Here is a 14,536-nt window from a genome sequence, read left to right on the forward strand (position 1 = left end):
GGGTTATAAAACCCATTAGTATAAAAATCATTGGATAGGTTAACTAAATTTTTTTAATAACCATTATGTTTTAATATTGTGTCAATCGTCTTCTATACTGTGGTACTATAAATTTTTCAATCTCTTTCCATGTAAAATAAACAGAGTGTTCCGGATAGCCACTATTTGTTCTACCTTTCTCATCATAAAAAATGAGGTTTATTCCTATTATTTTCCCTTCTATACTTGTATCTATTTTGTATTGATTGAGATTCTTTATTGGAACGAATGCGTTGTTATCTGTCTTTAATTTTTTACCACATATCTGTAGGAGCATTTTTTTGTTCATGAATAATTTTTCTCCAACTTCTGTATCATTCATTTCATCAAAGAAATAATAGATCGTATACTCCCATGGGGAGCCATAAGACTGAATATGTACAGATACGTTTAGTAAACCGTTTTTATTGAGAAATATTTTATATTTTTCAAATCCAAATTGGTAGTCACGTAAAGAATTTGTTGAAATTAAGTTTTTTAAAGTGTCTTTTTTTGCATTCAATCTTTTTTCTGGGCTATCAAAAAAAACACCATTAAAAAGATCATAGCTTTTTTGAATTTTCTTGTAAATTACTGTATTTTTAGTTTCTATTTTTAATTCCTGTAATTCAAAACATTCTTTGGAAATACATATCGAATCTTTTAAAACAGAAACATTTTGAGCATATGAAAATATGCTAAACAAAAAAACAAGTAATATATTTAGCGGATATTTTATCATTTTTTTTCTTTTTTTATAGATTCATAATGTTCTTTAATTCCAAAAGCAATTTTTGCTCTTTCATAATTTTTAGCCCTTTTAGGGAGTGCTTTTGTATCGTATCTATTAATAGCTTTTGAAACAGAATCAACATCATCATTATCAGCATGCTGCTTTGCTGTTTTTTTATTATATTTTGTTCCTTCATTCCAAAACCATAATGCAGACTGAGTTGCATACATTGGATCTTCAGATAATTTTAAATACTTTCCTTTAAAAGGGGCTCCTTGTTTTTCTTCTGCAAAATCTATGGATCCCGTTGCATCATCAGTAAAAGGATTCTTATCCCTATATTTTGAAAAACTTCCATAATTTGCCCTTCCTGTCACCTGCTTTAAACCTCTACCTTTAAATTTCCACCCATCTCTCGTTAGCTCATCTCCATTTCCAAGTCCTCTTGTATCACCTGGATAAGGGGCATAAGCTCTAGACATTAAAGGAATCCCAAAATAAGTATGAGGTTGCAATACTATTTTATAATCTAATGACTTATCTGATTTTAAAACCTCTTTAAGTACTTTTCCTATTCTTTGTTTCGGATTTTTCGGATCTTTTCCTCCTATAAATTTCCCATATAATTCCCCATCTATAATAGATGGTTTATCATTCAATAATATTGTTTTAAGCTCATCATTTGTTTTTGAAATTGTATTTCCTTTAGCATCAATTATTTTAAAAATTGATGCTAGATGATCTTTCAAAGATTCAACAATAGTTGTATTGATTGGAATTGCAGAGGAACTAAAAACTCCTAAACTTATACTAGAAGAATATTCTTCTCCTTCTTCAAATGTTGTAAACAAAGCTGACTCAAGAGCAATTTGCGCAACAAAGTGAGCTTTTCTTAAGCATGTATCTAAACCAAAATCTTTTCTATATTTATTTAAATAAGGTAATATTGAATTTATAATTTGTTGTTGTTTTGCACTTAAGCTTTTTACACCGATTGTTTCTCTTATTAACTCAGCGGTTATTTCTTTTGAACAATTTGGACACTTATCATCTTTATTCTCCGGCATCGGTACTCCTTTCGCCTCAATACTTTCCGGAACATTTACTTGTCCGGAGGTTACAAATTCTATTTTTCCTGTCTCAGGGGGAACATTTCCCGGCATTTTGCCTATTCCCGGTAAAGTGGACTTTTTTAGCAGCACATAATTTTCCTGAACTTTCACAGTTCCAAAATCCTGCCACTCTGTGAGAGAAATCATCTGAAACCCATCATCAAAGATAAAGTTAGGAATCTGTTTTTCTACAATAGTTCCTGTAAGCTTATCTTGTGTAGTTGGTACATCATTCAGTACTTTAAATGTTCCCAAATGGGTATTAAATTTTATTTTTGCTCCGTCTATGGCCAGCAATAATCCTTCTTCTTTCTTATCTTTCTCCTCATTTTCGGCACGCTTTTCTTCCATTTTCTGGCTGTTGGCAGCTTTCATCTGATCGGGAGTCTGTGCCGGAGCGTGATCTTGAGTTTCCGGGATGGTATTTTCGCCATCGTTATTTAACCTATCCATACTAATGAATGTTTTAAATGGGTATTGTCTTTTTTAACTTCTGTAAAGCCTTCCTCATAAAGATCGCCTTTGAAAACAAATAAACCTCTGAAATAGCTGATTTCAGTTTGTTCTAAGTTTTCAGAAGAAATAGTCAGCATCATTTTTTCACCATCCATTACAGGAGTCATAATTTCCGTATATCCCTGAGGAGATATTCTTTTTCTTTTGGTATCGAATGACTGCAATAAGCCATTAAAAAGCAGGCCAAACATATGATAACTTCCTAAAAATTCAATCAATTCATTTTCATTTTCCAACAAGCGGCTCACCCGGCTGAAATAGCTGTCTACCGCCTCTCCTTTATGGGTCTGTGATAATTCAGTTTGAATTTTCACCCACCTCATCTGCAGAAAAAATAAATTGTCTACCGCTGTAATATTCCCTTCTTCATCTACCCTGCATTCTATTTCGTCAAACAAATAGCTGATCTTTTTAAAAAATTGTCCCATTGCTTCATCGTCATCCGAGAAGTCGAAATCAACAACTAAAATCTGGAACTGATGTTCTTCTTTCATTTTCCCCAGATAATAGATCTCCACCTGTCTGACGTATTTTTTTTCTGTGGAATAGAATTCGTTTTTCTGCTCTGTAACAATCGTTTCCAGGCGGTATATTTTCTGATGAAGGTTTTGCAGTATATTACTCATTATTCCGGATATATTACTCTTTGATAATCATTATTGGGATCCATTCCCATCCAGTCCCTATTCGCCGACCAATGAAGGTATTTATTGCGTATAATTCTTAATAAGGTCTGTGGATGGTAGGAAGTAACTGTCACTTCTTCCAATGTTGTCGTTTTGATTTTATTACCGTTTTCATCTACCGTCTCATCAGGAGATTGTTCCTGTACCGGTTCCGGGTCTAGCAGTCTCTGCAATGCTCTTTCCTGTTTTTCTTTTTCAACCTGTTCATCTGGTTTGAAATTCCACTTCCCTTCATTTTCAAATACATAACCATGTAAAAGATCTTTTGCATGAGGAAGATATTGATCATTTTCTATAGAATAGGTAGTTTCTGTTTTCATCATCAATTGATTATCATACAGGTTTTTGCCATGCTCTTCCATAAAATGCAGAGGAATATAGCTGTATTCTTTTCTCAGAAATCGGGTTCCGGTTATTTTACGATAGACACTTCCCGCTGTAATAAAATTCAGAAAGCTATTATTGATTTCAATCTGTTCTTCATCGTACCAATGTTCATCAATCAGTTGTTGTCTGCGTTTATTTAAGAACCATACGGGTTTATGGTTAGAAGTTTCTATTTCATCCACTTTTTCCATTCCGTTTTCATAAGCACCGCCTATATCACAATGAACCCCCGGAAACTCCTTTTCGATACTGCCCGGGAATCTGGTTAATGAAAAGTTTTCCCGATGCTCATTGGCTGCCGTAAAATGAACCGCTTTGAAATAAGATCCTGGATTCAATAACTGTAACTGTTCTACATCATCTCCGAAATTGTACGCAGAACCTAAGGTAGAATGCTTCATCCCTTCCCATCCGACACGTCTCATGCCGCCCATATCACCAAATTCCTCATAAGAAGAAACAGTATCATAAACCCCGATAAAACGAACATCCAGTTCTAAGTCTTCAAGTTGTTGTTCTGATAAAATTCTCTTACTTAAAAGATAGTATCCTAAAAATCCAAATTTTGGAAGTTTACCATCTTTAATATATCGAGGATCTACCTCCGTATCATCTTTATCTATCCAAATATCTCCATATTCCGGAACAGTAATAGGGCCCTCAGAAGAATCCATCTGAGTATATCCTATGATCTTTCTGGATTTTTTTATCTCAATATCTTTTGTTCTCTTTCTTCCATTGATTTCGTAAGCAAAATTCCGCGCAGCAGCAGCTCCGCGGCTGAATCCGAAAGTATCAATGGTAATTTTAGTCAATCCTTTTTTATCACGTTGTTGCTTTTTTAAAACACCGATTCTATCAGCAACCATTTCACATCCTTTCCTTACTTTTCCCCGCACTCCGGTTTTACCGGATCCGTACTGGAACCCATCATCTACATCCCTACTGTTATCAAGTGTACCAATACCCTCCACATAAACCCCATAATTATATTGCTCACTACATTTATACATTCTTGCTACATTGGTATAGTCATTACTAAAACTATTATCAACCCCCTGGCTATCCAGCCAAGATCGGTGACTCCCTTTAAGATAGCGTTCATACTCGGAGTCATTATCAGATACTTCTTTATTTTTAAGTTTTTTATATTCTTTTTCCTGTTGGGCCCTCGTGTCTTCAATGGCCTTTTCTTTCTTCAGTATTTCCTCCTCGGTATCAGTGCTTTCTATTTTATTCTTTCCATCCCTGTACTTCGCTCTCAATTCAGAATTTTTTAAATTGTTTAAAGTACCATCGAAAAACACCCCTATTTCAAGGTGCAGCTCATTGAGAGGAATTTTAGCATTGCCCGTGTTATATACAAAAGTCTTTCCCATCGTTTTTGTTTTAGAAAACTTCTATTTTATCTGCTTTTATGAAAGCTTCTTTACCATTTTCACCTTTTAGCATTATCGTAAAGTAGCTATTAGACTCATTAACCTTTACAATAATATTAGCTTTAGTTGAATTAGGATCATTTCCAAACACAGTCTTATAGGCTTCAAAAGCTGACTTTTCATTCAGATCACAATCTGCTCCATATTTTTTATTATCAGCACCCATAAAGTCGAAACCAATGCTTCTGGGTATTGCTCTTAACTCATTCCCAACCAAAGAGATTTTCGATGCATCAAGCTGTTCCCATTCGCCATTAATTGCTGATATTCCAATATCTGTCAATGGGTTGAGTTTAGCATTTTCCGGTAATTCGAAAACCGGTTTCCAGCTGTATCGTATTCTGTAGGTATCCCATAAACCAAATGGAATAGATTTCCCTTTATTTTTTTCTCTTACCTCAGCAGGGATAACCTTGCCATTATTAAATACTTCATCAAGGTAATCTTTCCTCCAAAAACGGTTCTCATGGCTGTCCAGCTTAGCAATTTCCGATTCAGGAATCGTCACTTTTTTCCCTTGATATCGGCCTACTTCCTTCTGAACCCCAACACCGACTACCCAGACTACAACCACACCCCCCGGAGCCATTCCTACAGCAATATTGTTATAATTTAAATGCTCAATTTCACCACTTCCATTCGTTACTTTTACCTGATAGCCTTTACTGAAATACTCTTTAATCTTAGCGGTATCAATAGCAGTATCAATCATGTAAAACTGGTTCTCCATATAAGACATCCAGATAAAATCCAAACGGGAGGGAAGACTTTTAAAACCATTCCCCATCCCATGATTAATTGAACCCCAGGGGCGGCTCCCGGGAGCGATACCAAAGCTTAATCCTACCCATTCTCCCCCTTCGCATTCCATTCCCCCTTTGTATACTTCCATCGGATATCCTAAAGGGGCAGAAGTCCCCTCAGTCCATTCATATTTTGTCATAGTTTCAGTTTTTTTATGGTCTTTTTTTTCCTGACACGAGATCTGGGTAAAAAATAAAAAGCTTAATAGATATTTTATTAGTTTATTCATTATTAACACCTTACATTTTTTTAATAATTTACTCTTAATTGTTGTTACCTAATGAGTCTTATGACATCAACGGAAGGATAATCACTAAAATTAACGATATCACAAGAAAACATATACAAAAAGAGTAAAAACAAAATAAAACAAAATCATTTATTTCGTTTTGTTTACGTTTAGAAGCAATTACAAACGGCAGAGCAAATAATACCGGAAAAAAAGCGAAAATCAACCAAAGGGCAACCCATCCATAATCTCCGTGACTATACTCTGTAGTCAGATCCATAAAACCTAATTCAATAATGACAAGAGCCACTACCGATAAGACCGATGAAAAGAAAGAGATCAGCGCTTTTTTAAACATTTTTTTATCCTTTATTCACCTTAGCATCTATCTTACCCAGCATTTTCGCCACTCCTGAGCTCTGTAACAAAATATCGCCATTTTTTGCTTTATGGGTGGTGGTAGAAGTTGTTTCTTTTAGATCCCCTGTTACATTAATGGTTTTATTTTCATTGACCGTCTGTTTATAATTTTTTGAGGTAAATCTGTGATCATTGATAATAGTAGTTGTATGATCATTTCCCACACTGGTCTTCATATCTTTTCCTACATTAATATTAAGATTCTCTCCTGCATTGAACGTCATATTTTTAGGGGCAGTGACCACAATATTACCTTTTCCATCCATAAAATAATTATTTCCGCTAGGGTCGATAATATTGACACTCCCTTCTGCATCATTCATTAAAATCCTGATTCCGCTTCTGGTCTGTATAGATTTCAAATGATTATTGACACCGCCACCCATAGCTGTTCCTCCATGAAACATTCCTCCCATCACGAAAGGACGGTCAGGGTGATTATGTACAAAACCAACCATCACCTGATCGCCTACTTCAGGTACAGCCACATACCCCCTGTTTTGGGTAATCTGATCTGTTCCTCCTGCATCAGGAGCCATCATTCGGATGAAATTGGTCGTATCATTAAGCTGCCAGTCAAATCTTACAGTTACCCTTCCCTGTTCCTGCGGGTCTGTATTGGATATGACGGTGGCAATCTGAGGTTGCGCCACAGGAACAGTAAAATCAGGTTTCGGGATAAATCCAGTATCTGAGGCTATTGCTTCAAATCTTCCTGTATAGCGTCCTAAAGCATCTACCTCATGAATCACTTCCGTCATCATGAGCTTTGTAAAATAGGACGTCTGATTAGTATCTGTTTTGCGCATATTGATATCGGCAACGCATCCCGGATATAAAAAAGGAATAGTTGTTCCTCCTGAAACCGTAAAGACTTCTACCGCCTTACTTCCGGCTGTACTGGTTTGGGAAATAACAACATCCATATCGGTTGCCGCTTTTATGGGAGCTACCTGTAATGCCGGAGTTTTGAATATTCCATCATTATTCTGGTAAGCCGTTTTTGCTAAATTTCCTACATGTTTTATAGGAGTTTCTCCTGAAGAGAGTTTAGCATTTGAGCTGCTGTTATATCCATAAAAACTGGGTTTGATGTGAACTGCCTTTAATTCAACATTCACATCAGAAACATTGCTTCCATACACCAGTTCCAATGCTTTATTCTGAGGTGGCATATTTCCGAAGTGCAGTACTTCGCCATCATAATAGAACTGTTCGCCATAGGCTTCAGCCATTCTGCAGAGGTAATTATAATGAGTTTCGTTATACTGAGCACTGTAGAGGATCTGGGAAGAAGCTTTGGCATTTACTTTTACATCAAACTTAGTATTTTCTATTCCCTGTTTGATAACTTCCTCTGCAATGATTCCCATATTAACAGGCTGACCTCCTCCAAAACTTTGTGTATGGGGAGCTGCATCCAGCAGAATGGTAGGGCTATGGCCTTTCAAAACAATATTTCCAAGATTATGATTTTCCTGGTTGAAACCCACTTTTGTGATCACTCCTACAAAGGTCCTTTCCGGACTTCCTTCCACATCTTTATATTTAAAAACTATTGTTAAACGTTTTCCTAAAAACTGTTGAGCTTCTTCCAGATCATGGTTTTGTCTTCCATCCAGGGTATCATGAGCTAAAGTCAGTTCAAAATCATGATGTTTTTTTACACTTTGCTGTAAACGAAAATGCTTAAAGTGCTTGATGATTTTGCCTTCTATTACAATATCCAGTTTAACCACACGGTTGATTCCGGGAATATGATTCTCGGAAATCTTATCTGAATTCGAGGTATTTTTATTCATATTATGTAAGGTGTTTTCGGGGGAATTTATTTAATAAAAAAAATTAAAAAACAAATGACCTTTTCATAAAGTTATGAATTTTTCACAATATAAAATTCACACTATCAGCTTTATGTTTAAAATTATAGAATTTTTAAAAAAGGTAAAGCTGCTTGTCTATTTATGATGTCCCGATGGAAATAATTACAGACAAAAAAACAGAACAGCATCTTTGTAGCACTATTCTGTTTTATGTTGAGTTAATTTTAAGAGATCAGATTCTTATGCTGTAGGCCAAGCCCCATTATAAGCTGAATTACCAAGATCAATTTGTTCTGCACTTACAACAAAACTGATGTACATACTGTTTTCATCTACGGCATCGAAATCTACTTCGTGCTGGATGACATACCCGTTAGTCCATTTTAATGTTGTCAATGTTCCTTCTTCGTGAGATTTGTTGAAAGTTACTTCCCCTACTGTAGGTTTGTATTTTCCGTTAAGAAGACTTTCAAGAATATCAGATTTCTCCGTAGCTTCTACTGTAATTTTAATAAGAGCATTAGAAGGATCAGATGCTACTCTACCGGACACGTCTGTAGCACGGGCTACCGTATAATTAAGTTTTAATAACTTTTGTCCTTCACCGTTGTTGAATTTTAGAATTCCTCTTGAATTTCTTTCTGCCATGATCGTAAATTTTAATCGTTAATATTTTGTGATTTGTGGTTGGTTATATCACCAAAATTAGAAGTATTTACCAGACTGAAAGAATATTTAAGTGTAAATCTGGAAAAGTGTAGTATTTCTACGACTAACACTTGTTAGGTTTTTTATTATTTGTAAATCAAAAGATTAGCTTTCAAAAAAAATAAAATTCCTATAATAAAAGCAAATAAGATGAACCCTGTTGAGCTCATCTTATTTTCTTTATAAAGATCTTCAAACACACTGTCCGTCGTGAATTCCTGCTCTTTATTTTTGCTTATTTTAATTTCATTTTTCGTGCTCAGCAGATCAAAAAAATATGGATTTATGCTACACTCACGCCAAAAAACCGGCCTACCAATGCTGTAATTCCCATTGCTACTGTCCCCCAGAAACAAATTCTGAGCATGGCAATTTTAATATCTGAACCGCCTGTTTTGGCAGAAATTGCTCCTAGCAACATAAGGAATATAATGGAGAAACCATATTGAAAATAGATCATCTGTTTGATAGGAGCCAGTAAAGAGACCATAAAAGGTAATAAAGCTCCCACTGCAAAAGATCCAAACGAAGCAACAGCTGCCTGTAAAGGTTTTGCCTGTGTGATTTCATTGATTCCCAATTCATCCCGGGCATGAGCGCCTAGTGCATCATGTGCTGTGAGCTCTATAGCAACCTGCATTGCTGTTTCCTGGGTACATCCTCTTCTTTCATACACTTTAGCTAATTCTCTAAGTTCTATTTCAGGCATTTCTTCAAGTTCACGTTTTTCACGGATTAAATCTGCTTTTTCCGTATCTTCCTGTGAACTTACAGACACATATTCACCGGCAGCCATAGACATGGCCCCTGCAATCATGCCTGCTAAAGCGGCGAGGATAATGATATGACGCTCCGGTTCTGCGGCTGCAACCCCAATAACAATACTTGTAGTGGACAGCAATCCGTCATTAGCTCCCAAAACAGCTGCCCTAAGCCAGCCTACCCTGTTTACATAATGTTTTTCCAACTGATGATGCATACTAATTTCTGTCTTAATTGTGCAATTAAAGGTATAAAATGTTTCTTCAAGAATCATTTTAAATTAGTGTACAGCCTGTTGATTTATTTCAAAGCCGAAAGAGGGTATTCACTTTTAAATCTGTTAAAATCTTCGACGGTATATTCAGGGCATGCCCCTTCCTGTGATGTAATAAAAGCTCCGAGCGATACAGCCTGTATCATTGTTTCATCTACGGAACTTTCTTTTTCCAGTTTTTTTGATAAAAACCCGGCTAAAAAAGAGTCACCACTTCCAACAGTATCTTTTATGGTAACCGGGATGGTAGGATAGAGATAAAAATCGTCCTTATCAGCATACAGAGCGCCTTTACTTCCTTTAGAAATAATAATTTCCTGGAGGTCAAACTGATCCTGCAAATAATGTATACTGTCTTCTTCATTGGTATATGTTTTACCTAAAAAATCCAACATCATGCGCAATTCTGCTTTGTTAAACTTTGCAAGATTTGCTTTGTGCAGCAGATCCTTAATCATGCTAATCTCATAATATGGCTCTCTAAGGTTAATATCAAAAACATTGTAAGAACTAAGCTCCAGTAAATTGAACAATGTATTTTTGGATTTCTCATTTCGCGCTGCCAGTGTTCCAAACACCAAAACATCCGTTTTATTGAGGATTTCCTCATCAGCATTGGTCGTATCAATAAAATCCCAGGCAACATTTTCTACAATATCATAATGTGCATCATTATTCTCATCCATTGAAGCAATAACGGTACTGGTAGGGTACTCTGTGTTTATCTGGATGTGTTCTGTGGAAATGTTCCAGTTTTTCATTTTCTGTAACAGATCATGCCCAAGCTGATCATCACCAACACTGCTGATCATATGGGTCTCAACACCCATCCGGGAAAGATGGTATGCTACATTAAAAGGGGCTCCCCCTACTCTTTTCTGTTCTCCTGGAAAAATATCCCAAAGAACTTCTCCAAAGCAGACTGCTTTATTTTTTTTATCTTCCATTATTTTAAAATAATAAATGTATTGTTAATAGACTTCTTAAATTCATCTCTGTTTTTCAGAATGAATAGACCTGTACAGAAAACTGCAGAAATGCATTATTGTTTACCGGATTCCACATCCCCCATATTCCAATGGGTATTTTATATCCTTCAATGGTCAAGTTTTTTGAAATAATAAGGCTCACTTCATTGAATCCTTCTTCTTTAGCAAAAAAATTATCCTTTTCGCCGTTGCTGTTGTTTAATGCAAAGCCATATCCCACTCTTCCTCTCACTTCCAGGTTTTCTTTCTTATACACAGGATATTCTCCCGAGACAAATGATGAATATTTGTTCTCTGTATTGTCACTGTTCCTGTCTCTCCCGAAAACAACAGTGTTCCAACTAAGAACTAACGGAAACTTTTCACTTATGAAATAGTAAGATCTCAGATCCCAAAAGCGCCCGGTTTCCCTTGCCGAATAATTAAAAAATTCTTTGTTATTATACGAAGCATCGGGTGAAAAATTATAAATATCCCATAACTCTAAAGTAAGGTGTTTATTTCTGTATCCTATATAATTATTAAATTCTTTATAAGAACCATTCACATTACCACCAGCCCAGAACCCTCCATAAAAGTTCTTATAATCCAAATGGACATCTCCTGTATAAACCAACCCTGCAGAAACTTCAATACCACGCCATAAATGACTGTTTCGAAGCTGTAAAGCAGAATGTATCTCCTGTGCATTCAAAAATACACTTCCTATAATCGTGGGAAAAAGCAATACAATAAATTTTAGCATGACCTAAGTATTTTTTAATATAAATACTAAGCATTCTCTATCCGGTAATTATGTACAGGATAATAAAATGATTCTAAGAAAATAGATGATTGTGAACTAGTGAATAAGATCTTTTTCTCTTATCCTTGATCCAAACAAAGCATAAGTCAGCATCACCAATTCGCAGATTACAGTAAGCACCCACGTCCATCTCCATGAACATAAAATATCTGCCAGACCACCCTGGATAAGGGTAAACACAGCCCCGCCAAATACTGCAGAAATAAAAATACCTGATGCTTTTGATGTATACTTATTCAGTCCTTTTATGGAAAGGGTATAGATACAACTCCACATAGAAGAATGCAGAAGACCAATTGCTACAAGAAACCAAAGGTTTTGTGTCATCATAGATGTTAGGGCAAGAATCGTCGCAAGAATTGTTGTGGTTATTAATTGTGTCCTTGCTGAAATTTTAGTGAGGAAACTTGATATCGCCCTTCCTACAAGAAAGCCTCCCCAGTATAATGTAGACAGTAATGCATGAATTCCTAAATCTACCCCACCCACAATAATATCTGTTTTTCCGAAAAATGTAATGGGATGCCCAGAATCCATCAGCTCAAAGGCATATAGGTTAATATTGGCTCCAATAGCCACCTCAGTTCCAACATAAAAAAAGATCGCCAGAACCCCCAATACAAAATGTCTGAATGACCAGATACTTCTTTCCAGTTTTTCTTCTCCTACTACTCTTGTATGGGCAATATCAGGAAGGTGAAGCTTTTTGGTAATCACAATTACAATTAATATGCATACAATAAGTGCTGATAGAGGCAGCAGCAGCTGTCTGATTTCTATATTTTCAATGGAAATTCCACTGAACATGATCACCGTAACAAAAAATGGTGCAGAAGTGGTCCCGATAGAATTAATGGCTGTCAGAATATTCAGACGCTGTACCGGCTGGGTTCCCTTCAGTTCATATGATGCGGCATAAGGATTTACAACTACCTGAATAATGGCGGCAGAAGTCCCCATTAAATAGGATCCTATAACGAAAATGATAAATCCAAACGGAATAACAGCGTCCTTAATACTGAATTTTAAATCCGGATACTGACCCCCAAACCAGGATGAGCATAAATACATAAAAAGACCTGAAATCATAAAAAAAAGACCGCGCAGGATCGTATTTTTATATCCAAATGCATTGACCCATTTACTTCCCAAAGTTCCATTCAAAAGATAGCCCAGAAAGAAGAAAAAGGAAATTAGAGTGGTAAATGTATTTTTCAGACTACCCGCATGACTTAGAAAAGTAAACTTCAGAGGTGCCTGCAATTGTTCATTCACAGTGGTCAGAAAGCCTACAATGAAATAAATAAAGGTGATGATTGCAAAGGGCAATATGGCATTGTTTGTCTTATTTTCTGAAGAACTTATATTAGTATTTACTTGCATGACCTTTTATTTTATGATTGATTGTAAAACCCAATCGATTCCTGAGTTTCTGATATCCTGTACAAACCGGATATACAGATCTGTGAATTGTTCAGTAGCCTTCAGATGAACTCCTTTAAAAGCTGATAATTCTAAAAAATCCAGGGGATTTTCATTAGCAATAAGTAACTCGTCATTGATAGTCAGCCAGGGTTCAGACACTTCAAAAGTATTTCTATGGTCATCTGTTTTGTATTTCAGATAATGTCTATAGGAAGCAATAAGAAAAGCAAGCCTTGTAAGATCTTTCCCTTCTTTTATCATTTTACCAAGATTAGGAATAATATAAACCGGAAATTTTGAAACTCCGTCAGAACACAAACGGTTTACCTGGTCGCTGACACTGTGATTGGCAAATCTTTCAATAAGTGTTTTTTTATAATTTTCTAAATCTGTGTTTTTAGGGACGGGAACAAATGGTGTAATATCAATATCCATAAAGTTTCGGATAAATTGTACCAGATCTTTGTTTTCCATTGCCTGGTCTACTTTTCGATATCCCATCAGAAAAGACGGATAAGACAATAGACTGTGTGAAGCATTCAACAGGCTCAGTTTCATATTTTCAAAGGCGGTGACATCATCCGTAAATTCTACTCCTACTCTCTCCCAGGCAGGTCTTCCAGCCATAAATCGATCTTCTATTACCCATTGTGCAAAATCTTCACAATAAACAGGAGCTTTGTCGTTCATCCCATTCATCTTGTTCAGTCTTTCAATATCTTCGGGAGTTGTGGCAGGAGTAATACGGTCTACCATACTATTGGGGAAAGTCACATTTTCTTTTACCCATGCTGCAAGGTCTTTATCCTGTGCTTCTATAAATGCCGTAAAGGCTCTCTTTGCAGTATCACCATTATGCTGAAGATTATCACACGAAAGTATGGTAATTCCTCCTCCATTTTTCACTTTTCTATTCCGTAACCCTTCTGCAATAAAACCAAAAACGGTAGTAGGGCTGGCAGGATTTTCCAGATCATACTTTATTTTTTCATCATCCAGAATAAATTCTCCAGTTTCCTTATCCAGATTATATCCACCTTCTGTAATGGTTAAAGTGATTATTTTAATCGAATCGTCGGCAATTTTTCTGACTACGGCATCCGGATCTTCAACTCCCCAAATCAATTCACATAATGAGTATATTTTATGCACTTCATTTTTCCCGTTTCTTCCGCAAACCGTCAGCGAATATTTGAGATCCTGAGCCCTTAAATTATTTACGATCTTCTCATCTGAAGGCAGTAAACAAACTCCACAAATCCCCCAACTCTGCTGATCCTTTTCATGCAACAGCATATGGGTATAAAATTGTTGATGAGCCCTGTGGAAGTTTCCTACACCAATGTGTAAAATCCCTGCACGAATTTCAAGTAAATCATCATTACAATACATCTTATTCATAAGCA

The 14,536-nt window shown here is 36.0% G+C and carries 13 protein-coding genes; all 13 read right to left on the reverse strand.

All coding sequences use genetic code 11. The features are described 5' to 3' along the window. Window positions 1-70: 70 nt before the first annotated feature. Entirely contained in the window at window positions 71-760 is a 690-nt protein-coding gene (locus tag JML65_RS14975) for a hypothetical protein (RefSeq protein ID WP_202271306.1), read from the reverse strand. Beyond that, window positions 757-2,214, reverse strand: coding sequence for a hypothetical protein (locus tag JML65_RS14980; RefSeq protein ID WP_202271307.1), 1,458 nt, complete (start codon window positions 2,212-2,214; stop codon window positions 757-759). The genes JML65_RS14975 and JML65_RS14980 overlap by 4 nt, the downstream gene beginning before the upstream one ends. An 89-nt stretch (window positions 2,215-2,303) precedes the next feature. Then, entirely contained in the window at window positions 2,304-3,005 is a 702-nt protein-coding gene (locus JML65_RS14985) for a hypothetical protein (RefSeq protein WP_047487671.1), read from the reverse strand. Next, the gene (locus JML65_RS14990; protein WP_115918266.1) at window positions 3,005-4,831 is read right to left on the reverse strand and encodes a phospholipase effector Tle1 domain-containing protein; all 1,827 of its coding nucleotides are present in this window, start codon (window positions 4,829-4,831) and stop codon (window positions 3,005-3,007) included. Before JML65_RS14990 ends, JML65_RS14985 begins: the two co-directional genes overlap by 1 nt. A 10-nt stretch (window positions 4,832-4,841) precedes the next feature. Then, on the reverse strand, window positions 4,842-5,924 hold the full coding sequence (locus JML65_RS14995; protein ID WP_202271308.1) for a DUF2931 family protein: 1,083 nt from the start codon (window positions 5,922-5,924) through the stop codon (window positions 4,842-4,844). Window positions 5,925-5,982: 58 nt separating this feature from the next. Continuing rightward, window positions 5,983-6,282: a hypothetical protein gene (locus tag JML65_RS15000; RefSeq protein WP_123863308.1), complete on the reverse strand. Its 300-nt coding sequence runs from the start codon at window positions 6,280-6,282 to the stop codon at window positions 5,983-5,985. A 4-nt stretch (window positions 6,283-6,286) separates the two neighbouring features. Further along, the gene (locus JML65_RS15005; RefSeq protein WP_202271309.1) at window positions 6,287-8,146 is read right to left on the reverse strand and encodes a type VI secretion system Vgr family protein; all 1,860 of its coding nucleotides are present in this window, start codon (window positions 8,144-8,146) and stop codon (window positions 6,287-6,289) included. Window positions 8,147-8,407: 261 nt separating this feature from the next. Then, entirely contained in the window at window positions 8,408-8,815 is a 408-nt protein-coding gene (gene tssD / locus JML65_RS15010; RefSeq protein ID WP_047487665.1) for a type VI secretion system tube protein TssD, read from the reverse strand. 343 nt (window positions 8,816-9,158) lie between these two features. Then, the gene (locus JML65_RS15015) at window positions 9,159-9,854 is read right to left on the reverse strand and encodes a VIT family protein (RefSeq protein WP_047487920.1); all 696 of its coding nucleotides are present in this window, start codon (window positions 9,852-9,854) and stop codon (window positions 9,159-9,161) included. 83 nt (window positions 9,855-9,937) lie between these two features. Continuing rightward, window positions 9,938-10,858 carry a carbohydrate kinase family protein gene (locus JML65_RS15020; RefSeq protein ID WP_202271310.1) on the reverse strand — a complete coding sequence of 307 codons (921 nt, stop codon included), beginning with the start codon at window positions 10,856-10,858 and terminating at the stop codon, window positions 9,938-9,940. 55 nt (window positions 10,859-10,913) lie between these two features. Beyond that, entirely contained in the window at window positions 10,914-11,645 is a 732-nt protein-coding gene (locus JML65_RS15025; protein ID WP_202271311.1) for a hypothetical protein, read from the reverse strand. 96 nt (window positions 11,646-11,741) lie between these two features. Further along, the gene (locus JML65_RS15030; RefSeq protein WP_202271312.1) at window positions 11,742-13,088 is read right to left on the reverse strand and encodes an MFS transporter; all 1,347 of its coding nucleotides are present in this window, start codon (window positions 13,086-13,088) and stop codon (window positions 11,742-11,744) included. A gap of 6 nt (window positions 13,089-13,094) precedes the next feature. Continuing rightward, window positions 13,095-14,531, reverse strand: coding sequence for a mannitol dehydrogenase family protein (locus JML65_RS15035; protein WP_202271313.1), 1,437 nt, complete (start codon window positions 14,529-14,531; stop codon window positions 13,095-13,097). Window positions 14,532-14,536: the final 5 nt, after the last annotated feature.

Source organism: Chryseobacterium sp. KMC2 (assembly GCF_016756935.1).
GTDB classification, from domain to species: domain Bacteria; phylum Bacteroidota; class Bacteroidia; order Flavobacteriales; family Weeksellaceae; genus Chryseobacterium; species Chryseobacterium rhizosphaerae.